21 protein-coding genes are annotated in these 22,634 nt (G+C 56.5%); 8 read left to right on the plus strand and 13 right to left on the minus strand.

Annotation, left to right across the window (positions count from 1 at the left end; translation table 11 throughout):
* The first annotated feature begins 416 nt into the window (after positions 1-416).
* A complete protein-coding gene (locus FKG94_RS26365) occupies positions 417-1,514 on the plus strand; it encodes a metallophosphoesterase (RefSeq protein WP_142929944.1) in 1,098 nt (365 codons plus the stop codon).
* A 146-nt stretch (positions 1,515-1,660) separates the two neighbouring features.
* Here FKG94_RS26365 and FKG94_RS26370 read toward each other — a convergent pair whose 3' ends face one another.
* Positions 1,661-3,001, minus strand: coding sequence for a hypothetical protein (locus tag FKG94_RS26370; RefSeq protein ID WP_142929945.1), 1,341 nt, complete (start codon positions 2,999-3,001; stop codon positions 1,661-1,663).
* Positions 3,002-3,334: 333 nt separating this feature from the next.
* Between FKG94_RS26370 and FKG94_RS26375 the strand changes: the two genes are divergently transcribed.
* Positions 3,335-4,351, plus strand: coding sequence for a carboxypeptidase regulatory-like domain-containing protein (locus FKG94_RS26375; RefSeq protein WP_142929946.1), 1,017 nt, complete (start codon positions 3,335-3,337; stop codon positions 4,349-4,351).
* Complete coding sequence (locus FKG94_RS26380; RefSeq protein ID WP_142929947.1) at positions 4,351-6,510, plus strand: serine/threonine-protein kinase; 2,160 nt, start codon at positions 4,351-4,353, stop codon at positions 6,508-6,510. Before FKG94_RS26375 ends, FKG94_RS26380 begins: the two co-directional genes overlap by 1 nt.
* An 18-nt stretch (positions 6,511-6,528) precedes the next feature.
* On the opposite strand, the gene FKG94_RS26385 is transcribed toward FKG94_RS26380, so the two are convergent.
* The 6 genes from FKG94_RS26385 to FKG94_RS26410 all read right to left on the minus strand — a co-directional run bounded on the left by FKG94_RS26385 (position 6,529) and on the right by FKG94_RS26410 (position 12,736).
* The gene (locus FKG94_RS26385; protein WP_142929948.1) at positions 6,529-7,845 is read right to left on the minus strand and encodes a tetratricopeptide repeat protein; all 1,317 of its coding nucleotides are present in this window, start codon (positions 7,843-7,845) and stop codon (positions 6,529-6,531) included.
* A 56-nt stretch (positions 7,846-7,901) separates the two neighbouring features.
* The gene (pyk, locus tag FKG94_RS26390) at positions 7,902-9,317 is read right to left on the minus strand and encodes a pyruvate kinase (RefSeq protein WP_142929949.1); all 1,416 of its coding nucleotides are present in this window, start codon (positions 9,315-9,317) and stop codon (positions 7,902-7,904) included.
* A 35-nt stretch (positions 9,318-9,352) separates the two neighbouring features.
* Positions 9,353-9,634, minus strand: a complete 282-nt coding sequence (locus tag FKG94_RS26395; RefSeq protein WP_218943652.1) for a DUF427 domain-containing protein — start codon at positions 9,632-9,634, stop codon at positions 9,353-9,355.
* A gap of 80 nt (positions 9,635-9,714) precedes the next feature.
* Positions 9,715-10,305, minus strand: a complete 591-nt coding sequence (locus FKG94_RS26400) for a carboxymuconolactone decarboxylase family protein (RefSeq protein WP_142929951.1) — start codon at positions 10,303-10,305, stop codon at positions 9,715-9,717.
* A gap of 236 nt (positions 10,306-10,541) precedes the next feature.
* Positions 10,542-12,002 (minus strand): response regulator, encoded by a 1,461-nt coding sequence (locus FKG94_RS26405; protein WP_142929952.1) that lies wholly within the window; start codon positions 12,000-12,002, stop codon positions 10,542-10,544.
* A gap of 167 nt (positions 12,003-12,169) precedes the next feature.
* Positions 12,170-12,736 (minus strand): hypothetical protein, encoded by a 567-nt coding sequence (locus FKG94_RS26410; RefSeq protein WP_142929953.1) that lies wholly within the window; start codon positions 12,734-12,736, stop codon positions 12,170-12,172.
* A 238-nt stretch (positions 12,737-12,974) separates the two neighbouring features.
* Between FKG94_RS26410 and FKG94_RS26415 the strand changes: the two genes are divergently transcribed.
* From FKG94_RS26415 to FKG94_RS26435, 5 genes are all read left to right on the plus strand, one after another.
* Positions 12,975-14,105 (plus strand): DnaT-like ssDNA-binding domain-containing protein, encoded by a 1,131-nt coding sequence (locus tag FKG94_RS26415; RefSeq protein ID WP_142929954.1) that lies wholly within the window; start codon positions 12,975-12,977, stop codon positions 14,103-14,105.
* Positions 14,017-14,691, plus strand: a complete 675-nt coding sequence (locus FKG94_RS26420) for a replication protein P (protein ID WP_142929955.1) — start codon at positions 14,017-14,019, stop codon at positions 14,689-14,691. Before FKG94_RS26415 ends, FKG94_RS26420 begins: the two co-directional genes overlap by 89 nt.
* A gap of 475 nt (positions 14,692-15,166) precedes the next feature.
* Positions 15,167-16,279, plus strand: a complete 1,113-nt coding sequence (locus tag FKG94_RS26425; RefSeq protein WP_142929956.1) for a DUF2855 family protein — start codon at positions 15,167-15,169, stop codon at positions 16,277-16,279.
* 51 nt (positions 16,280-16,330) lie between these two features.
* A complete protein-coding gene (locus tag FKG94_RS26430) occupies positions 16,331-17,014 on the plus strand; it encodes a DUF899 family protein (protein WP_142929957.1) in 684 nt (227 codons plus the stop codon).
* 381 nt (positions 17,015-17,395) lie between these two features.
* A complete protein-coding gene (locus tag FKG94_RS26435) occupies positions 17,396-18,196 on the plus strand; it encodes a glucosaminidase domain-containing protein (RefSeq protein ID WP_179957826.1) in 801 nt (266 codons plus the stop codon).
* 193 nt (positions 18,197-18,389) lie between these two features.
* Here the strand turns inward: FKG94_RS26435 and FKG94_RS26440 are convergent, their stop codons facing one another.
* From FKG94_RS26440 to FKG94_RS29095, 6 genes are all read right to left on the minus strand, one after another.
* Positions 18,390-19,022, minus strand: a complete 633-nt coding sequence (locus tag FKG94_RS26440) for a glutathione S-transferase family protein (protein ID WP_142929959.1) — start codon at positions 19,020-19,022, stop codon at positions 18,390-18,392.
* Between the two features lie 279 nt (positions 19,023-19,301).
* The gene (locus FKG94_RS26445; RefSeq protein WP_142929960.1) at positions 19,302-19,610 is read right to left on the minus strand and encodes a hypothetical protein; all 309 of its coding nucleotides are present in this window, start codon (positions 19,608-19,610) and stop codon (positions 19,302-19,304) included.
* Between the two features lie 448 nt (positions 19,611-20,058).
* The gene (locus FKG94_RS26450; protein WP_142929961.1) at positions 20,059-20,370 is read right to left on the minus strand and encodes a hypothetical protein; all 312 of its coding nucleotides are present in this window, start codon (positions 20,368-20,370) and stop codon (positions 20,059-20,061) included.
* 17 nt (positions 20,371-20,387) lie between these two features.
* The gene (locus FKG94_RS29090; RefSeq protein ID WP_218943653.1) at positions 20,388-21,323 is read right to left on the minus strand and encodes an RHS repeat-associated core domain-containing protein; all 936 of its coding nucleotides are present in this window, start codon (positions 21,321-21,323) and stop codon (positions 20,388-20,390) included.
* 291 nt (positions 21,324-21,614) lie between these two features.
* Entirely contained in the window at positions 21,615-22,004 is a 390-nt protein-coding gene (locus FKG94_RS26460; RefSeq protein WP_142929962.1) for a hypothetical protein, read from the minus strand.
* Between the two features lie 13 nt (positions 22,005-22,017).
* Positions 22,018-22,634: RHS repeat-associated core domain-containing protein (locus FKG94_RS29095; protein WP_218943654.1), on the minus strand; the 617-nt coding region annotated here is incomplete at its 5' end.

Below are 22,634 nucleotides of genomic sequence, written 5' to 3' on the forward strand. Positions count from 1 at the left end.
TCGCTGGAATCCGCAGTGTCCCCGCCAGGGATTCAATAAGCAAGTCCCGGCTCTCACCCACTGCCCAATGTCTATAATCGGCGTATAGTGAGCACATCTGTGCCCAACGCAGAGTCACGGTGCAATGGTACTTCACTAAGCATATTTGCATCAGTTTATCGGTCACAGCCTCAATCACATCGATCTCTGTTAAGCGTGCTGAAGGTAGGTCCGGCACTGGCTGAAGCCTTAAACAGCAGGGATGCTGTCGGGACCAAAAGTAGGCGCTTTAGGCGAGTCCCCAGGGACGGGTCAACGACGTGTCTCCGAAGGCTTCAGCCAGTGCCAGACCGGTCAGTTAGCGGATATTTGCCTAAGGGAGTGCCGTTGGGGTCACAGTGAGCTATTGAGTAGAAACAGGGGAGGAGACAAGGGTCATGGGATTAACTCGCAAGGGCAAAGCGCCACCGGACACGACCGCGACTCTTGTCAAACCGGCCGAGACGTCTATCAAACACACTCCGACACCCAACCACACTACAGCGTCGAGCGAGCCAACCGCAAAAGCCGTCAGGATATCGGCCGGACCGACCCCAGTCCGACATCCGGTCCCTCTAGAGGCCCGCATCGGCAGTATTCACTTCAATCAACGCCTGGGCCTGGAACGTGAAAAAGAAGCGCGCGTTTTTGGCGGCGGCCGCACCTTCTTCCATATTGAAAACTGGACGCTGATCGGTGTGCTGCTGAAATACGGCCTGCGGCTGTTGGGACTGACGGCGCGCGGCAAGCGCAACGCCCGCGCCATTCGACTCACTCACAACCGGGTCGCCCTGGCGCGACTGCCGGCCGCCTTTGAAGGCTACCGGATATTGCACGTGTCCGACCCCCACCTGGATATGGCTGACGATATCCCCCATGCCCTGATCGAGGCCGTGCGCGGGGTGGACTATGATATCTGCGTTTTTACCGGCGACTTTCGCGGCAAAACCCACGGCGATTTCAGCCGCGCCATCGACGGGCTGCGCCGGGTGCGCACCCATCTCAAACATGAGGTCTATGCCGTGCTGGGCAATCACGACAGTCTGGGTATGGCGCCGGAAATCGAAGCGCTGGGCATTCGCGTGCTGCTCAACGAGCATGTGCAGTTGCGCCGGGGCGGACAGGACGCCGGCCTTTATCTGGCGGGCATCGACGACCCCCATTACTACCGGGCCGACAATTTCGACAAGACCGCCGGCAATATACCCGCCGGGGCCGTCTCGATCCTGCTGGCCCATTCACCCGAAGTCTACCGGCACGCCGCCTTTGCCAATTTCGATCTGATGTTATGCGGTCACACCCACGGCGGTCAGATTTGCCTCCCCGGCGGCCTGCCCCTGCTGCTCAATGCCGACTGTCCGCGTCAGTTCTGCGTCGGCCGCTGGCGCTTTCGGGATATGCAGGGCTACACCTCCACCGGCTCCGGCGCCTGTGTGTTGGACGTGCGATTCAATTGCCCGCCGGAGATTACGCTGCACACACTGCAGCGGAGCTAAAGACAGGGAACCGCTGTTAGAGCCTGATAATGACGCTTGCCTAATCTATTTCGTGTTTCTGAAGGCCCTAGCCAGAGCCAGACCGGTCAATTGGCAAACATTTGCTTAAGGAAGAGCCATTCTTGTCAGAGCCTGATGTAACTAATTCAGTTGGCAGCAGACTGCGCCGGCAGGCTGTCCGACCCGAAGCCGGCCATGCCGGTATTACCCTTCATACGCGCCATGCGCGCCAACTCTGCAGAGTTTCGTCCACTGATCATGCCGGGGAATTTTTCCAACCCCGGAATGTGGAACCTGTGCATACTGATCAGTTCGCGCGCCTCGGCGCGCAGGGGTTCTATATGCTGCGCGAGGACCGCCTCTGCCGTGTCCTGCCAGCGGTCTTCACCGAATCGGCTGAAGATGACATTGATCAGATCGCTGCTTGAGGCACAGCAGACATAATAGGCGCCGACAATCGGGCTGATCTCAAAAATGGTGATATCCACCCCTCGCTGCATCAGCCGGTTGGCGGCGTTTTTCTCTCGCACATCGCGAGTTACCATTCTCAGTATATTCGCCAGCTTGATGACATTGCTGGCACAGCCGATGGTCGCTCTGCTGGCCGCGCCACCGTCCAGGGCCAGCCCGGCCAGTTGCGCGCCGAAGGCGACACCCGAGACGGCCCCGCTGGCGAGTTCGGCGTTTCTTTCGCGGCGCAGGGTTCGAATCATCGCCTCTATGGCCTGGCGCGGCTCCCGCTCGCTCATACTGTGTTCACTGTGGTGGCGCATCGCGTTAATACGCCGATTTTTCAAGCCCGCTTTGACAAGGTTTAACACCGTCGCACCGCCGGTGGTGACTTCCGACAGGAAAGGCACCATAGAGTTGACGAAGTTGCCTAACAAAGCCGGCATCTCCGCCGCCAGGCTCAACCCCACCTCGGCCCGCAACTCCACCGGTACCACTTCTTTAAACACTTTCGCCACCAGTTTTACCGCCGCCTTGAGCACCGCCGCTTCTGCATTGATGCCGTGCAGCGAAACGCCGGCCAGGTTGTCCAGCATATCGTCGTGGTAATGGCTTACCAGGATGATACTGTTGGTCGCCAGGCCCAGGGTATTCGCGGCAGCACCCCATTTGTTATTGCCCAGCTTGCGCTTAAAGCCCGGCTTCCACTCCAGCCGCTTGTTGGCGAACAGCACCCGCAAGTCCTCTCCGGGCGCCCCGCGCAACACAGCCGTGGGGCTGTTGTCGAGCATCCCGAGTTGCTCCAGCAGCTTTTTGATTGCCCCGCTGCGATTGCGAATGCTGCCGCGCCACTTGCCCCGCTTGCTGCTGATCCAGTTGATCAGGGCCGTGCGCACGGCATCCTCCCGGCTTGGACCGGGCGTTTTGCCGTAGCGCTCGATGGCGGCATCCAGTGCTTTCAGTTCCCGGCTGCGCACCGACAGGCGACCGCCATCAGTGGCCGCCAGCCATTGCCTGTGTCCGATGATATCGACCATTTGTCTCACCTCGAATAATGGCTTAATTTTATTCAGCCAAAAGTTAGCGAGTATTCACGCCCGCACCAGGGATCAACCGGGGTTGTGTAAACCGGGGGTCTCACAAACCAGAGGCACAAACCAGGCAGCCATCATAGACAGAGAGGGGTGGCAACTTAATCCGGTAAATACCTCATTTTCTCCAGCGGCTGCCGGCACAGCCACAGCAGCCAGCCCTATGGGTGACCGCGATCAAACTCTCCGTCACAAACTCTCCTAAAAAAAAATGACCCCGGCTGCAACGCTTTGCCGCCACCGGTCGTATATGCCCTAAAACACCTGGATGGAAAACTCATGTTGACGCTCGCTGAAAAATACAATCCAAACTCGATGGCATGGATAACACAGTGCGTAAAAACGACTGCGGTCGCGGTATTGTGCTGGGGAATGGCCGGCTGCGAGGCGCTGTATCCGCTGCCCGGTACCGATCGCGTCGCAACACCGGAGAGTTCGGCGGTTGTCGGACCGCTGCTGGAAGAGACCGAACCGTCGACGGCAGAAAAGATAGAGCAAGCAACCGCGACAGAAAAGAAAGACAAAACAACGGCGAAAAAAACAACAGCGGCAGAGAAAAACACCAACCGCACCGCCACCAGCCACAGGCCGGTGCGACCCGTAAAACCTGCTGTCCGCACGCGCCCTGTCGCTCCGGTCAGTGGCGGCATTGCCGGGAAAATAACCATCCTCGGCAAAGATAACTCGCGGCTCCCCGCCACAGGCATCATCGTGCGCCTGACGCCGACGGACCGCAGCAACACCGATCACAACAGCAAACCACAAACCCATGCCGTTGAAATGAAGAACAAAACCTATATGCCGGGCTACCTGACCGTTAATAAAGGCGACCGCTTGAGTTTCATCAACGACGATAACATTCGGCACAACGTCTTTTCATCGACGGGGAAAAACGCTTTCGACCTCGGCACCTACGGCAGCGGACTCAAACGTGACGTGGCGTTCAATGAAGAAGGTATTGTCAAGGTTTATTGCAATATCCACCCTGGTATGGCGATGTTCGTCGCAGTCGGCAGCGAGGGCCTGTCGACGACAACAGAGGCCGATGGCACCTTTTCCCTGAAGTCGGTACCACCGGGAAACTACACGCTGCACATCTGGCATATTCGCGGCGAAAAGACAACATCTGTCACCATAGCCCGCAACGCAACCACCCGTATCGATACCAAACTGGACACTGCAGATCACAAACCTGTCAAGCACAAGAACAAATTCGGCAAAAGCTATGACAGTCCACGCAAGTACCGGTCCGGATACGGCAACGACGCCTACAGCATCGACGATGAGTATTTCTAATGGCCATAAAAAAATACAACGTCGCCCTCAGCATTCGCACCAAGCTGTTTTTCCTGATACTGGTGGCTTTTAGCCTATTGATTGCCGCGACATCCTGGCGCATCGGCGCACAGGCCAACAAAGTCTCCGCCAGGGTCATTGACCAGTCGCTGCAGCAGTCGAGTATCGTACTGGATACCAAGATTGCCAGCCGCTTCACATCGATCGCAGAGGTCGCCACAGGGATTGCCAAAGACGGCCGCGTTCTACCGTTGGTTTTCGACAGCCAGGCACAGACACTGCAGGACCTGGGCCAGGAATTCAAACGCGTACTGGACTTCGACGTTTTGTTCTTCACCGACGCCCAGGGCGTGGTTCTCGCCCGCTCAGACAGACCCGAGGCCATCGGGCAAAACATGGGGGGCAAAAGCGCACTGTTTAACAGAGCGCTGATCGGGGAACATTCCCACGGCGTCATTGCCAGCCGCGGCCAGCTCCTGCAAATGGTGGTGGTGCCCATCTTCGACAACGTTGCCGTCGACCTGGTGCGGGGCACTGTCGCGCTCGGCTACCAGCTCTCCGGCGAAATCGCCGAGGAAATCCATGCCCTGACGGCCAGTGACATCGGCTTCTTTCTGTTTACCCGCGACGCCGGCAGAAATATAAGCGGCGCCAGCTCTACCTACAACACCAACCCCGATCTCAAAACCGCTTTAGACGCGTTTTTTTCCGTCAACCCCGAGATCTGGGGAAATATCTACAACGACGCCCAGCGTAAAGTCGATCTCCGCCTGCCACTCGGCGATGAGGATTTCCATGCTGTCGTGCACACACTGAGCAATGAAGGCGGTAAACCGCTCGGTTTTTTGATGGCATTACGCTCCCGCACCGAGCTGCTCAAACCATTTCTGGACATTCAACGCACTGTCGTGATTATCGGCCTGGCCTGCTTGTTTATTGCCTGTATTTTTGCCTGGTTCTTTGCTCGCAGGATCAGCCACCCGATTATCGAACTGGTCGCCGTTACCCAAAAGATTCGAGAAGGTGATTATTCGAATATCAAAACCTCAAACATCAAAACCGGATCGACATCGAGTGACGAAGTGGGGCAATTGTATCGCTCGGTGATTAAAATGGGACACGCACTGAAAGAAAAGGCGCAACTGGAAACCTATCTTGCCCAAATCTCCGATGAGTTGGACCTGGAAGAGTCAATCCCGTTGTTGGCAAAGCAAGCGGTACCGCAAGCCGAGCGCCCGCAGCAGGTCGCAGTCGCCGCACCTGTCGCCGGCCGGCCGGTTACCGATGATGGAACGGTTATTAATCTCCGCAACGCAAAAGCCGAATACGACCGGTCGGATATCGGCCCCGGCACCGGTATCGACCGGCGCTACAAAATCACCCGTTTGCTCGGCGCCGGCGCCATGGGCCGTGTGTTTCTGGCCCAGGACATCGAACTGGATGAGAATGTGGCGATTAAAGTGGTCGACAGGGAACTGTTCACACAACAGGAAAGCGTGGACTTCAAGGAAGAGATTCGCCTGGCCCGCCAGGTAACCCATAGAAACATACTGAGAACATTTGACTACGGTAACTGGCGGGAATTTTACTACATCACCATGGAGTATGTTTCCGGCTTCGATTTGGGCCATCTGCTCAATACCAAGGGTGCATTCGATATCAATATCGGCATTATCATGGCCCGCCAGATCTGCTCGGCAATGAATGCAGCCCACGAGCAGGGCATTATTCACCGCGACCTCAAACCGTCTAACATGATGATCAATCGCCAGGGCATTCTAAAAATCATGGACTTCGGGCTGGCAATGAAGGTGGGGCAGAACAACGACAGGAATCCCACTACAGTCGCCGGCACGCCAAGATATATGGCGCCCGAGCAGTTTTACGGCGGCCAACTGGATGAACGTACGGACATCTATGCCATCGGCGCTATTCTCTACGCCATTTTCAATGGCGCGCCGCCGTTTAGCGCCAACGGCTTTAAAGAGCTGGCCAATCTGCATATGACAGCAAAGGTGCCGCGGATAAAAGCGAAGGGCGGGCAATTACCCATCGCCCTGCAAAAAATCATTCACAAGGCGCTGGCCAAAAAACCTGAACATCGCTACAAGTCCGTAAGGCAGATTCTGGACGAGTTGAACGCGGTATCGAGTTCATAACCGGGAGTTAGTGACCTCTCAATAATCAAAATGATACTCTCTGACCACCCGCTCGGTGCCGACCGTGACCCCGGCCTCCATCCGCGGCCGAAACCGCAACTGGCGCAACATTTTGACAATGGCAATACGCGCTCCGGCGCTGTCTTGCGGGTTCAGTTCGAGCACTTCGATATTTTTGGCGCGGCCGTAGCGGGAGACGGTAAAGGACATAGTCGCGTGCCCCCGGGGTGTCGCAGCTGAGAATTCCCGCCCGGGGCGAAACACCGCCGACGCCGGCAACTCGACCGGTGCGCCAAACAGGCGCTGGCGCTGCTCGGCGGCATCGTTCATATCGGCCAGCAACGCAAATGCCTCCGCGTAGGACTGTTGGGCACGGGCGCGCCGCTCAGACCAAAGATACCAGTCCCCCAGCGCTACTTTGGCCTCCACCAGCTCGATAGTGGTGGTTTGGCTTTTCTGCCGCTCAAGCGCCAGAATTCTCTGCAGCAGCTTGCGCCCGCGCCGGTGAATATTGTCCTCCAGCCGTTTGAAGCGCGCCTCCTCGATAGTCCCGGACTCGAGATCGAGACCGTCCCCCTGCCTGAGGTTGACCTGAAACTCCCGCGGCTTTTCGCCTTCGTACTGGGACAGCAGATACTCAGTGCCAAGCAGTCTGTAAAGATGCGGGATCAAGGCCGGGCTGACGGCATTTTGTGCCTCCAGGCGCTGCACCTCTTGCGTGTGTACTGTGTGCATCTCCAACAACCGCAAATACGTATCACCGCCGAGTCCATCGAGATAAGCTTTACGCTGCCAGTCCGAATAAGCGAGGGCGGCCTCGAGCAGCTGCCGGTCACTCTGCCCGGCCTGTAATTTGGTCACCAGGTAGAGATACTGCTGCATTTGATCGGCGCGCGGCAGGTCGCCGGCGCCCAGATGGGTTTCGATCAATTGTCGCAGCAGGGGTATCTGCACCGCCGTGTAGAGGCCCTCGTTGACACGGGTCACATGCACCGCGCGCTTGTAGGCGTCGATGGCTGCGGCATAGTCTCCGCGACTGCGGTAGGCCGCCGCCAGCTCGCGCAGTACCTCAGCCAATTGCGGCGCATAGGCACCGTCGCCCTCGTGCTCCTCGAGCAGGGTTTCATACTGGGCGAGGCGTTGCCTCGAGAGAGGCTCGGGTTGGGGTTCTGGGGCAGCGGCCTGCTCGTGGCGATAGTCAATGCTTCTAACCAGCTTCAGGCCGTAGGGCGTCGGCAGTGGTATCTCGGGGGCGATGGACCCGGTTTCCCGGGCGCCCCAGGCGTCGGTGGCGGTTACCGCCACCAGCACAAGACTCAGCGATAAACCGCGCACCGTCCGCTCCGATCACACCGAGAGGTAAGCATAAGATTTATCCAACCCGGCACAGTTCAGTCGGCGGGATGGGTTTTGCCCAGTTCCCGAATCTGGATGGCGTCGATCCCCGTGCCACTGAGGATATCGGAAATCACCACCACCTTATCAGCACCGGTAAACCCGCTGTCGGCTAACAGTATGGCAAACGCGCCGGCCAGCGTCTTCTCCGGGTCACTGGAAAACGCCAGGCGAAAACTGCGCAGGTTGCGGTTCAGCGTCAACTGCCGGCGCGTGCGGCCATCATTGGTGAACGCCAGGATCGGCACCTCGGGATGACAGTTGGTGACATAGTTGGCCATCAGCCCGCGACGGGTGATGACCACAATACCGCGAGCGTGGAGAGAATCGGCCAGTTCTACAGCGGCCGCCGCAATATGCTGTTTGTCGGTGGTGCGGATCAACTCCCGGGTAAAGCGCAGCCCCGGGGTTTTCTCAGACGCCTGCGCGATCTGGTCCAGGTAGCGCACGCACTTGATCGGGTGTTTGCCCACTGTGGTCTCGCCGGAGAGCATAATCGCGTCGACCTCCTCATAGACCGCGTTGGCCACATCTGTGACTTCGGCGCGGGTGGGAATCGGATTTTCGATCATGGACTCCAGCAGATGGGTCGCCACGATCACCCGTTTGCCCAGAGTGCTGCACAGGCGCACGATATTGCGCTGGATGTTGGGCAGGTCGTGAATGTGGACCTCCACCCCCAGGTCACCCCGGGCCACCATAACGCCATCGGCCTCGCGAATGATATCGGTGACGTTGCGCACGCCTTCCTGGTCTTCGATCTTGGCGATGATTTTTATCTTGCCGGCCCGCTCGCCCAGCAGTTCGCGCAGCTGGCGAATGTCCTGCGCTTCGCGCACAAACGACAGGGCGATAAAATCCACTTGTTGCTCTATGGCAAAAGCGATATCCAGCTTGTCTTTCTCGGTGATGGCCGGCAGATTCACCCGAATGCCGGGCAGGTTGACATGTCGCTTGCTTTTGAGCACACCGCCATCGATGATCCGGCACTGCATCACCCGGTCGTTCTTTTCCAGCACCTCGAGATTGATAAGCCCGTTGTCCACCGTAATGCGCTCGCCCACCCCCACATCTTCGATCAGGTCATCGTAGTGAATCGCAATGGAGGTCTCCTCCACATTCTCAACACTCCGGGCAACGATGGATATGACTTCGCCGGTTTTCAGGTCCAGATCGCTGTGGAGGTCGCCGGTGCGAATTTCAGGTCCCTGGGTGTCCATCATAATGGAAACGGGGCGATTAACTTTTTTATTGAGCGTGCGGATGGCTTTTATCACTTTCGCATGGGAGTCGTGATCGCCGTGAGACATATTGAGTCGCACCACATCGAGCCCGGCTTCGTGAAGCCGGGCCAGCATATCATAGGAACTGGTGGCGGGACCGATGGTGCAGATGATTTTGGTTTTTCGCATAAAGCTGTTTTATTGTCCAACCGTCCTCGGTTTACTCATTCGATGACATCCACCCCCCGCCAGAAGGCCACATAGTCTGTGATCTGTTCCGCAGCCTGTTTCGGTTCAGGGTAAAACCAGGCCGCATCGGGGTTCTGCTTGCCGTTGACGACCACTGTATAGTAACTGGCCGTGCCCTTCCAGCCGCACACTGTCTGGGTGTCCGATAATTGCAAAAACTCCCGGTTCAGAGATTCCGGTGGAAAATAGTGATTGCCCTCCACCACCTCGGTGTCGTCACTTGCGGCTATCACCGCCCCATTCCAGATCGCCCTCATGATATCGTCCCTCTCTATAAAACAAGTGTCTGTAAAACAAGTAACTTTTTAAACCATACGACTGGTTTTCATCCAGGCCGCTACTGGTGTTTACCGCGCTGCCAGCCGAGATCGGTGAGCCACTGCTGCGCAGACGCCTGCGCGCCCTCCTCGAGGGTGGTGGCCATGCTGTCGTTCCAGCGATTCAAGTACCCGAACAGGGCTACGACGCCCAGGATTTCCACGATTTCACCGTCGTCCCAGTGATCGCGCAGGCGCGCCTGAATGTCGGTATCCACCGCATTGGGTACGCCGGCTGCGGCTACGGCAAACTCCAGCGCCGCCCGCTCCGCTTCATTGAACGCCGGATGGGTGCGAAACTCCCACACGTTTTGTAACTGCTCTGTCTCCGCCCCGTAGCGCTCGGCAGCGCGAATGGTATGTGCCTGGCAGTAACGGCAACCCGCCACATGGCTGCAGACGTAGCCGATCAGACGCTTCAGTGCACTGGTCACCCGCCCCTGATTCTCCATGACCGCCACATTGAGCGAGATAAAAGCCTTGGCGATCGCCGGCCGTCGCTGCATGGTCAATACGCTATTCGGGCAAAAGCCCAGGGTTTCGTTGAAAAACTGCGCCAATTCGCGTACTTCATCGTCGGCATCGGGGGCAAGCGGGGTGACCAGCGGCATATACGAACTCCATATTCTGTAGACAACCACCTAACGATAGATAGACAGACATCCGGCTGCCACAACACCAAATATAGACCTATCAGGGTGGGTTATCGGAAATAATTACGCTGCGCATGGGGCAGCGGATCATCAGCCCGCACAGCATAGCATCCCCGTTTACCGGACCATAGCGCTTGGGAGCAGGCGCCAGATGCCTGGCGACAGGCTGGTGGGAGGCGCGGTGACGGTGCGGGTCAGTTGAAAGCAATCCCTTTACTCTGGCCTTCAAACGCAATTTCTATCCGATTGTTTGCCTGGGCAACCCGGTTCCACTGCCCGGCGTTGGCCAGTGACTCCGGCAGCGGGTAGGGAACCAGGGGCTCCAGGTTGCCGCGATTCTCTATGCGCACCCGCAGACTGGGCCCGGCGCCGGCGCGCACGCTGGCCAGGTAATTGCTGAACTCGATGGACTCCCCCAGGTTCTGTTCATTGAGGGTACACTCGGTAAACGGCAGACTGTCGGCGGCAAGCGCCAGCTCGCCGCCGGGGCCTTCAACCACGCAAAACTCCGCCGTGTGGGTAATCAACACCAGGGTTCCGGGCACCTGCGCGGCGTTCAGCACCGGCACCAAGCGCGACAACAGCTCCAGCGCGGTATCGCCCAGCGGGACGTCTGTGAAAGGGACAATATTGCGCCGGTTATTGGCCCAGGCAATGACCTGCAGCAGATCCGCCTCAACGGCGGTGGTAGCGGTCGCGGTGACCCTGGGTTGTTGAATGACGGCCGCCGGGCGACTTTCCTGCAGTGGCGTCAGGCTTTGCAGGCGCTGATTTTGCGCCTGCAAATCGGCAATCACCTGGGTATTGCCATTGAGGACGTAGGCAAACAGGGCCAGCGGCACCGCCAAAATAAAAGCCGGCAGCGCCCAGGTATTGGCAGCGCGCACCGGCGGCGGGTAAACCGGCAGCGGATTGCTATCGCCCTCATCGCCGTCGCCGGCAACGACTCCGGGAGCCAGGACACGGCGTAAATCGGCGCGTATCTGCTGGCGCTGCTCCTCCAATAATTCCCGCAACAATGGCCGCAACCAGCTTATCTCAGCCGAGTGCTCTGCTTCGTGGGCCAGGTTTTCCAACAAATCGAGTTTGCTTTCCGGACCGCCGGCTGTCGCAGCGGCTGCCATCTCGGTGCCGGCCACCGACTCGGCGGCCTTCACCGGTGCTGCGGTCTCGGGCTTGGCGGGCCTGGGGGGGCTGGCGGTCTGCTGTGGTATTCGCTCCCTGCCGTCGGGGCGGCGTTCGCTCCGCGGGCTGGGCGGCGCCGTGGGGACCGGCCTTTCCTCGGCGGCTACCAGACCCAACTGTTGCAACACCTTACCCAACTGGACGGACTTCAATTGCTTGGGCAAGACACCCACCGCACCCAGGGCGCGGGCCTGGCTCACATACATGGCCCCTTCCTTGGAGGTGTACATCATAATCGGAATGGCGGCGGTCTGCGGATCGTTCTTAATTGCCTCGACCGCCTTCAGGCCGTCCATGCCGGGCATGGTGTGGTCCATAAAGATGACATCCGGGCGCTGGGTGCAGAGATAACCCAACGCCTCCTCGGCGGACTCGCTGGTGTCGGCATGCAGGCCATACTCGCGCAGCATTTCCTTGAGCACAAACCGGGCGAGTTTGGAATCGTCGACAATCAGGGCTTTTTTTTTCATTGCGCACGCCTTGGCGTCTGCCTTGCCGCTGGTGACTATAGTGGGTGGAGTATCGCCGAACAGATCAATCGGTAATAAAAACCCAAGCTTATCAAAACCCTGGCGGCCTTTATTGAATCAACTTCAAATTTTCGGCGGCCCGATTCCGGTGCCGCGGCGGCGGTGACTCAACCGGGCGCCTCCACCACATAGACCAGTTGATGCCCGTGGATCAGCGCCTGGAAGCGGCGGCCCTCGTAGCGGAAGGTGAGAAAGGCATCCTCCCGCGGATCGACCTGGTTGAGCGCCTGGCGACTGAAGGAGAGCGTATAGCCCTTGCCCGTGGGCACCACGGCACTGCCCATTTCGATCGGCACAGTGGTAGCGCCGGTCTGTAGCATCACTTCACTGATGGAAACGGCACCGGGGCCGGCGTTGCGAAACTGCACCTTGTACTGGCGCAGGGCCATATGCCTGCCCTGTCGCGGGCTGCCGAGGATTGCCCGCAGGCTGACCGAGGCGCTTTTCCGGTCCAGCAATAGCGTGGAGTCGATGGGGTCGGGCGCGACGGCGGGGGCAAACACCACGGAGCCCCTGTTGTGTGCCGGGCTGACCGGTTGCCGCGCCGGAACCGCCGCCCCCTCATCGCTGCCGGATGATGGCGGCGGCGTTGCAGCGCAGGCATAGAGCAGGGCCAGGCCAGGCAGGCAGAGGCTTTTTATCAGGGTTGAAGGCAGGGCTGGCGCGAGCTTCACGAATTTCCTTTGGGTCTGCATCTGAGATAGGTTCACCAGCGGCGCTGGAGGACCACCACTGGCCGGCTTTAACGGCAAGTTATCACCAATCGCCGCGGCATCCAACTACAACGGTGGGCGAAATCCGCCCGGCTCTACCCGGGCGCCAAAAAAGCCCCGCCGCTCGCGATCAATCCCTGGTTTTTATTGACTGCGACACCTACAATCCCACCCCCTTTCAGTGGTAAAGTTCGTACCCATGACGTCCTCCCTGGTGCCCGAAAAACCGATTCAGGTTTCCCCCTCGCTGGCCTCTACCATCGGGCTTGAGGAGGCAACTATGTTGTCGATTCTCGATGACCTGGCCCAACATCGCCAAAGTCAGTGGCGCGAGGGTTACCAGTGGCTGGAAATCGATCAGACCGGCGTCGCCAAACACATGCCGTTTTGGAACGACTACGATGTCCAGCGCATCAGCCGCAGCCTGCGCGACAAAGGCATACTGCTGCTGGCCTCGGCGCCCTACAGCAGCAGCCGGGTATTGCAGTTCGCCTTTAACGAACGCCAGCAAAGCGCCGCCAAGGCGGCGCCCGCGCCCCGGACACACAATGTCGTGACGCCGGGCGCCAGTCTGATTCCCCCCAACTGGCAGCCCAGCGACGAGACCCTGACGCGTATCGCCCAGCACAATATTCCCGAGGCCTTTGTGCGCGAGCAGTTGCCTGAATTTGTCACCTATTGGCGCGAAAGCGGCGAGAGCCACCGCTCCTGGGGTTCGAAATTCCTGCAGCAGATTGTGCGCAAATGGCGCGAACACGAAACGTTTCTCGGCAGCCGCGACCAGGAGAGCGGTATCGGTGCGCACTGGCGCCCCAGTCACGACGCCCTGGAAGTACTGATTACCCACGCCAATATCAACCGCGCCTTTGTCGAGGACGCCATTCCCGAATTCGTGCTCTACTGGCAGGAACGGGGCGACAAGTCGCGCACCTGGAACAGTAAATTTATCCAACATGTACGGCGCCAGTGGGCGCGCTTCACCTCGGCGCTGGCACACGATACCGAGCCCACCCGCCTGCCCGAGAACTGGCAGCCCGGCAAAGACGTCGACGATATCCTGCGCCTGGCCAATATCGATGCCGACTTCGCGCAGCAACTGCTGCCCGAATTCATCCTGTTCTGGCGCGACAGCAATCAACTGCACACATCCTGGAACACCAAGTTCCTCCAGCATGTCAAATATCACTGGGCCAAGCGCCACGCGCTGACGCCCTACTCACTATCGCCACAGGCCAACGCCCATGCAGGACAGCAACCCCCTGGTTCAACGAGTCGCACAAGAGATCGCTCAATCAGCGAACAACTCACCGACCGGAGCTGGGCCTACTGATACCGGCTCGAAGCACCCGCCCAACGACAGCCAGATTGATACCATCAATCAGGTCTTCGAGCTGTTTCGCATCAATTACCACAACCAGTACTACAGCGCGTTCAGCGATGTGGAAACACTCAATCATGCCAAGCGACTGTGGCTGGAAACCCTGAGCAGGTTCGACACCGGCGTGATACTGGCCGGCGCCAAACGCGCCATCGAAGGCTGCGAGTACCTGCCCACCCTGCACAAGATGATTCGCTGCTGCGAAGGTGAGCCCGGCGCCCACGGCCTGCCCGAAGCCCGCAGCGCTTATGTGGAGGCCTGCCGGGCACCTTCGCCGAAAGCCGGTTATCGCTGGAGCCATCCGGCGGTCTACTACGCAGGGCGCGAAAGCGATTGGTTTTTTCTCGCCAACAATGCTGAAAAGCAGGCCTTTCCGGTATTCGAGCGCCACTACCGGCACTTTTGCGAACGGGTCATCGGCGGTGAGCAACTGGCGCCGCCGGCGGTGCAAGCCCTGCCGCCGCAGGTTGAAACGCCGCTCAGCAAAGAAGAGAACCGCCAGCGTCTTCAAGCCATGCGCGAGAGCCTCGACCTTTGACGGTTGCGGCTGCAAACAGACAACGGCTCGAGCGCTGAAAGTAAACCGCACAGGTAGGCCAGGGAAAGCGAAAACCCACTGACAGCAACAGTAAATAACGACTAGTACGCAGCAACCGGTACATAGCAACTTGTGCTGCGACCAGAAGACATTTTCACTTCGGTGGCACTTAGGTCTCGATCCGGGAATCACCCTTTGGGTTTTGGGACCTTCGCCAGCAGGGATATCTTCATCGGGGCACGCCTAGTCCGCGTCCCGAAGGACGATTCCCGGATAGAGACTGTGCCGGTTAAGGACACCAAAACCCGTTTTGGGTGAAAAGATTTACCGGCCAGAGTATTGGTACGTAACAACAGTGGACACCAACCGGGCAACGGCAACTCGAGCACCAACGGTGAAAAACACAAGCAAGCCAGGGAGCGCGAAAGACGACTGGCAACAACAGCAGACAACCACAGCTAGAGAGAACCCGACTATGTCGAACAACCTTGCCGCCCAGGATTTCCTGGTGCAACGTCAGGCGCTGGATCAAACCCGCTTTGCCACCGCCACCGGCGACCGGCAGGCACTGCAACCCCGCCAGGTTTTGCTGGCGGTGGATCGCTTCGCCTTCACCGCCAATAATATTACCTACGCCATTATGGGCGATGCCCTGTCTTACTGGGCGTTCTTCCCCGCCGAGGAGCCCTGGGGTCGCATCCCAGTGTGGGGCTTTGCCGATGTAGTGGCCTCTGCCAGCGACGATATCAAAGTAGGGGAGCGCATCTACGGCTTCTTCCCGCTTTCCACCCACCTGGTGGTGGAAGTCGGCAAGGTGACGGCGGGCACCTTTACCGACCTGACCCCACACCGCAGCGACCTGCCCGGCGCCTACAACGTTTACCTGCGCTGCAGCAAAGACACATCGGCCCGGATGGAAGACCTGCAGGCCTTGCTGCGGCCGCTGTTTACCACCGCGTTTCTGATCGACGACTTCCTGGCCGACGCTTTTTTGTCCGACAAAACCATGTTCGACGCCGGCCAGGTGATCCTCTCCAGCGCCTCCAGCAAAACGGCATTTGGCACTGCGTTTATGTTGCACAAAAATCGCGACTCCCGCGCCGACTACCAGATAATAGGCCTGACCTCGGCGGCGAACCGGGCCTTTGTCGAGGGGCTCGGCTGTTACGATCGGGTTGTCGACTACGCCGACCTCGCGACCCTGGAACAACGCCCCAGCGCCTATATCGATATGGCCGGCAACGGGGACTTGCGCAGCCGCTTACACCACCACCTGGGCGACGCTATGGTCTACAGCTGCCAGGTCGGTGCCGCCCACTGGGATCAGGCCGTGCCGACCAAGGACTTGCCCGGCGCCAAACCGACGATGTTTTTTGCCCCGACACAACTAAAAAAGCGCAGCGAAGAGTGGGGCGCGGATCAACTACAGGCGCGGATCGCTGCAGCCTGGCAGGTGTTTATCGACGATCTGGCACAGGGTTCGCTGGAGGTGGTGCACAAGTCCGGCCCCGATGCGATCGAGGCGGTCTATCGCGAAACCCTGGCGGGCAAGGCCATACCCGACAAAGGCTACATACTATCGTTTTGAAACGTGTCGCGACGCGGCCACGACACGGTAGGTTGAGCAAGGAGGTACCGAATGAGCAACTTACACGAATTGCATTTCCCCAACGAAAGCGCCGAGTACCGCGCCCACCGCGACGAGCTGCTACGGGCCGAAATGGATCTGCGCCGGCAACTGGAAACCGTCGCCGCCCTGCGGCGCACACTCCCCCTGGGCGGAAAAATCCCCCGCGATTATATCTTCGATCGCATCGACCCCAACGGCGGCGCCCTGCCGGTGCCGCTGTCCGATCTGTTTGCCCCGGGCAAGGCCTCGCTGCTGCTGTACAGCTTTATGTTCGCCCCGGAGTGGGACACTCCGTGCCCGGCCTGTACCTCGATAACAGACGGCTTTAACAGCATCTACCGGCACGTGCGCGATCGGGTCAACTTTGCCGTGGTGGCCAAGGCCCAGCCCGGAAAACTGAAAAAACTGGCGCAGCAGAGAGAGTGGTCGCAACTGCCGTTGTTCTCATCCTATGCCAACAGCTACAACAAGGATTATCACGCACAGCCCGGCGACAACCAGAGCGATCAACAACCGATTCTGAATGTCTTCGTAAAACGCGGGACTGATATCCATCACTTTTGGGCAACCGAGCTGCTGTTCGTGCCCGGCGACGGTCACCCCCGCCATTGTGATCTGGTGTGGCCGCTGTGGAATTTGTTCGATATGACCCCGGAGGGGCGCGGCGACTGGGGGCCGAAGCTTGCGTATTAGGTGCAGGTGACTTGCGGGAAGCCAGGATGGCTCATTAGAGCGTGACTCGATAAAGCGCGACGTGTTAGAGAGTGAATTGCCAATAAGTGATTTGCCGGAATGGTGTCCGGAAAGTGGCTCTTCAGTGGGTCAATTAATGGGAAGGTTTGCTTACCGGAAAGTTACTTATTATTACTTGTCAGAGGGTCAGCGATGAAATGAGTGCACTGCCGGGCTCGCCGCCGTGCCGTAAAAACTGCTACACTTATCCAAATACAACCCTTAATGAAACCATATTATGCAACGCCGTCAACGGCCGTTGCCGACAGGGACTCTCGCAGCGGCGTTAACCCGTCACTGCGGTAAATGTTAACCCGCAACAGCGGTACATCACGTAGAACCATGACGGAAAGCCAGCCAACCTCGACCAAATATCAGTTTGTCGCCTTTTGCATTCTCGGTTACACCTTTGCCACCCTGGCGCTGATTTATGTGGTGATCGAGCATCGACTGCGCCCGCCACCCATCGAGCCACCCACCGTAGTGGTGACACCGGATTTCGCCGCTATCGAATCGGTTTCCGAACGCAAAGCTGCATTTTTCGATTACCTGAATCCTTTAATCGCCGAACAGAACCAACTTCTACAGCAACAGCGGCTGGCCCTGGTGAAGATACAACACAGTCTGCTCAACGACCAGCCACTGACCGCGCCACAGTTACTGCAGTTTGCCGAGCTGCGCCGGCAGTTTGTGATCGACGAGGAACTGTCAAAGGAAGACGCGCTGCAAGAGTTGCTGCTGCGGGTCGACCAGTTGCCGGCGGCCATGGTGTTGGCCCAGGCGGCGATGGAATCGGCCTGGGGCACCTCCCGCTTTGCCCGCCTCGCCAACAATTATTTCGGCCAGTGGTGTTTTAATACCGGTTGCGGGCTGGTGCCGGCGCACAGGCCCGCCGGGGCGCGCCATGAAGTGCGCCGTTTCGAGTCGGTAACAGAGGCGGTCGCCGCTTACTTTCACAATATCAATACCCACCGCGCCTATATCGAGCTGCGCAGCCTGCGCGCGTTGCGGCGGCGCGCCAAGCAGCCGCTGGAGGGGCCGGTGCTGGTGGCGGGACTGGAAAAATACTCGACCAAAGGCAGCGCCTATATCGAGGAGTTGCGGGCGATTATTCGGGTTAATGACTTAACACAGTACAACTGACTCGACGGTAGTCGTCCCTGACGGGCGGCACTACGGCTAGTGGTCCTGGTTTGGCTGAGAGTATTTCGGGGCCGGTCTGCTTCTTCCTGTGAAGTCGAATGTAAAGCCGAAATAGTCAAAAACTGTCACATTGCCAGGGCTTGTTTCACCTAAAGCGCCTGCGCCAAAATGACGGCTTTATAACCGACACCCATCAGGCTGTATAACTCTCTCGTTGTTGCATCCGCTCGTGCCAGTGTGCCAGCGCTGTCGCAGTTGCCGGAATTGGCACCCGCACCCAGCCGGCAAAGTCGACCACCACCGTGGCGGTGATATCGGCGAGTGAGTAGAAGTCCCCGGCCACATAGAGACTCTGTTTCAGCCGCTCGTTCAACGTGTCCATAAATTCGTTGATACGCTCCAGCCCTCGTTGTGCCAGCGCCGGAATCTGCGCGTAGTTAGTGGGTCCGGGCAGCGCCCGATCGGCCAGGCCACTGACCTTGTTTCTAAACGCATCCTGCACCGACAACAGCCCCAGGTACTCGACCCGCGCGTTCCACTGCGCGACCCGGCCCTTTTCCAACGCCGTCGACCCGAGCATTGGCCGGTCGGGAAATGCAGCCTCCAGGTAAGCGGCTATACCCAGGTTCTCAGTGATGATCTCGCCGCTTTCCACCTCCAGGGCGGGAACCAGACCGGCGGGCACCTTGGCCAGATAGGTCGGCGTTAACTGCTCGCCGCCGGCGAGATCGACCTCGATCAATTCGAATTCCAGCCCTTTTTCAGATAAAAGCATGCGCGCACGCCGAGGGCTGGGTGCGGTTTTATTGGAGTAGAGTTTGAGCATAGTTATCTCTCGATAAAATCGGCTGGCGGATATCACGGAGGTCTACATCTGGGCGCTTGCGAAATAAGGCTAATCCTCGGTGACTTTGCTTGGCGACAATAAGACTACCACCAGATCAGCCTTTTTTATAGATTTTCAAATGTTTATACCTTAAGGTAGTGCCATTCTAAGCGTCCCTTTACCTCTGGATGGGTTTGTTTTTCGTTAGCGCATCAGGATTGAAACCTCTTCTGAAGCTAACTGCAGCATAATTCACGACTTGACACACATTTTCCGTTCTCAGTATCTTTCAGAGAAAGCCTGAAATTCGTCAAACTGTGCGATGTTTTCTTCATTAATCAAAGATGCCAAATCTAAAAGTTCATCATCCACTACGCTAGTTTTACGTCTATCAGATAAAAGCTCGATATTGCCAATGGCTAACGTATTGAACCCGTATTTGAGCAACTCACTTTTCACTATACTAGTGTATTCCTCTTCAGAAATTGCCAAAGCTATTACATTAACATATGCACCTTCGGCCCCTTTTAAAATATCGTTTCCCTGTTTAGGAGTCACCTCTGCCAAACCAAGCCAAATCTCTTTCATTCTTAATACTCCTGATTTCTTGGAAAGCCCTTTCCGGGATAAGTATGATGCTCTCTACTTTTTCTTCCCTTCGAATGAAAGTGAGGATCTTCACCTTTGGTAGGAAGTCTCTAAGTGCCTGTCCCCGCTGTTGCCGTAGACATAGGCCCAGTCTGTGATATCGGAGACAAGACTCGTTAGGTTGTCGTTTTGATCGTAGGTGTAGTGTAAAATGGCTTGTAGTTAAGTATTACTATTAGTCAAGACTTGACCCTCTCCCCCATTAGTCAAGACTTGACCCTCTCCCCCATTTTGGCAACCCAAGTTCAGTAGCATGACGAGAGTAGGAATGTTGAAAAGCTCTGCGTTGCGCCTTAGTCATTTCTACCCAAGGAACAGTGTGCCCTATGCGAAGATGCCCTAGAACTTTCGGTACCGCCTTTGTCGCAACTAATTAGACTGGAGGAGTTTATTTCCACATCTCCCCAGTCTCTTTTTCAAATGGCACAGGGATATATTGGGCGGCTATTTCGTCAGGGTGATCAAACTCTTGATTTGAACCTACATATAGCTCTTCAGTTAAATCATGATAACGAAACGCTAAAGCAGTACCATTCACTTCGAACACCCAGTAACGTTCCGTCCCTGAGTGGGTTCGAGATGTATCGCTTTCAACGAAATGTTCTTTTTCTATATGTTTTACTAGTTCCTCATATTTGATTTTGCATCGCCCAAAACAAATCACAGCACCGGTTTTTCCTTGCCAAACTTTTTTAACCATCTTTCTAACCCTAATTCTTAACAATTAACTTTAGTTACCGTACAAGAAATTATGGCTTGATCATTAATCGTCCTAACGTCTGGATTGTGCCCATTACCAGACCAAGTTGGTTTACCAGGTACATGTCCTCTATCCGGCTTGGCTGGCGTAGTAAACTCAAACCCTTTTGCATTAGCAGGTAACGGACCTTCATAGGCCTGAACTTTTGGAATATCGCTTGCAAAGAAGTTTCTTGGTGGATTCCCCTTCAGTTCACCACTCTTCGCAACAGCTTCAATGCTTTCTTTTGAGTCCCCCAGTCGATGGAACACTCGTTCTGATCCCTTTGTAGCGTCCCTACCCTCCTTCCTCAAAAGCTTTTTACTCAGAAACTTCGCCGCTCCTTTCCCCGAAAACAGCGCCGGCATGCCCGTTGCACGTTCGAAGCCTTCCGCCGCCACCTCCTTGGCGACCATCACTACCAGCGGTATGAGAAACGCCGCATTGCCGTCCGGATCTACATATTTATAGGGATTGTTGTTCGCATACGCATAGCGATTAAAACTGACCGGATTATCAGCCTGAAAACCCACCGCGTCAATCCCCATAAACCGACCTATCGCGGGATCATAATACCGGGCACCCATATACGTCAGACCAGTCGCCTCATCGTGAGGTTTACCGGTAAAGGACAACGAATGCAGGCTGCCCTCGCCATCATCGACCTTATCACCGTAGGGACGATAGCTCTTTCGCCATAACAAGGCACCCGTTTCATCCGAAGCCGCCACCACCGAACCCGTCGCATCCGTGTGATAATAAGTGGTGGTTCTCTCGGCATAGGCACTATCTGTGCACAGATAGCCGATAAGAAGTAGCAATAAGATGACCAGTGGTCGGGAAAAACGCTCTATGCCAGCGGATGGCGTCTGCATGCCAAAGTCAGACGCCAGTGTCTTTATAGGCTTGTCCATGGTTAGCACCCCAGCAGAGAAAATGGATCGTTAACAGTGCCAGATCGTTAACAGTCCCTGTCCCCGCTGTTGCCGTAGACATAGGCCCAGTCTGTGATATCGGAGACAAGACTCGTTAGGTTGTCGTTTTGATCGTAGGTGTAGTGTAAAATGGCTTGCAGTTAAGTATTACTATTAGTCAAGACTTGACCCTTTCCCTTCTTTCCCCTTTTAGATTCCTTGCTCGCACCCATTCGGTATATAGTTTTATCTGCTCTCTTTGTAGCAACACACTAAATCAGAGAAATAAAGCTACTCCAACGCCATAGTTTTTTCTTTAACCACGCTCTGGTTGGATTCCAAGAATGCTTCGTAGTCTTCAAGCCAAGGTGTTAGATCTTTTTCTGTTAGCTCTGCCATTTGGGCAGTTGGTCCTTCTGCCACAATCACGTCATTTCCATCGCAGATATCTGCTTCTACAAAATACACCCCATTACGATTAATAACATCCACCGTAATAGAGATTTCATCACCATTCCTATCTTTCATAAAGGTAAGATATGCTCGCAAAGGAAAAGCTGTGTTACTGCTTTTCCCAATATCATGAATGAACTCATTACTAGAGTTGCATACGTACTCAACCAATGAAACAAATAGTGACCGCAATCGTAGCCATAAAAACTGTGTTAAATTCTCGTTCATAATTATTTTTCGCTTACTTTTTAACCTGATCTACAACAGCGTCCATAAGCTCTTGTGTTAAGGGGTGCGTCGTACCACTACCTCTACTGTCTATCCAGCCCTGCATTTGACTCATATCTTTGGGTTTTATCGACACATGCCCAGTTTTAGGGTTATCACAAACTGCGCACAGCTTGTCGAGTTTAGATGTGTCTATAACTTGGTTTTTACCAGGCATAGGATTGACGTTTCCAGACAACCCGCCTGTATCCTTCGGTCGCGGAGTTAAGTTCGTTGGTGTTCCAGAGCCGCCACGGTAAACTAGATTGTCTCCCCCCTTTGTAGCATCCTTACCCTCCTTCTTCAAAAGCTTCTTACTCAGAAACTTCGCCGCCCCTTTCCCCGAAAACAACGCCGGCATGCCCGTCGCACGCTCAAAGCCTTCCGCCGCCACCTCCTTGGCGACCATCACTACCAGCGGTATAAGAAACGCCGCATTGCCATCCGGGTCTACATATTTATAGGGATTGTTGTTCGCATACGCATAGCGATTAAAACTGACCGGATTATCAGCCTGAAAACCCACCGCGTCAATCCCCATAAACCGACCTATCGCGGGATCGTAATACCGGGCACCCATATACGTCAGAC

This window comes from Exilibacterium tricleocarpae (assembly GCF_007004655.1).
GTDB lineage: Bacteria > Pseudomonadota > Gammaproteobacteria > Pseudomonadales > Cellvibrionaceae > Exilibacterium > Exilibacterium tricleocarpae.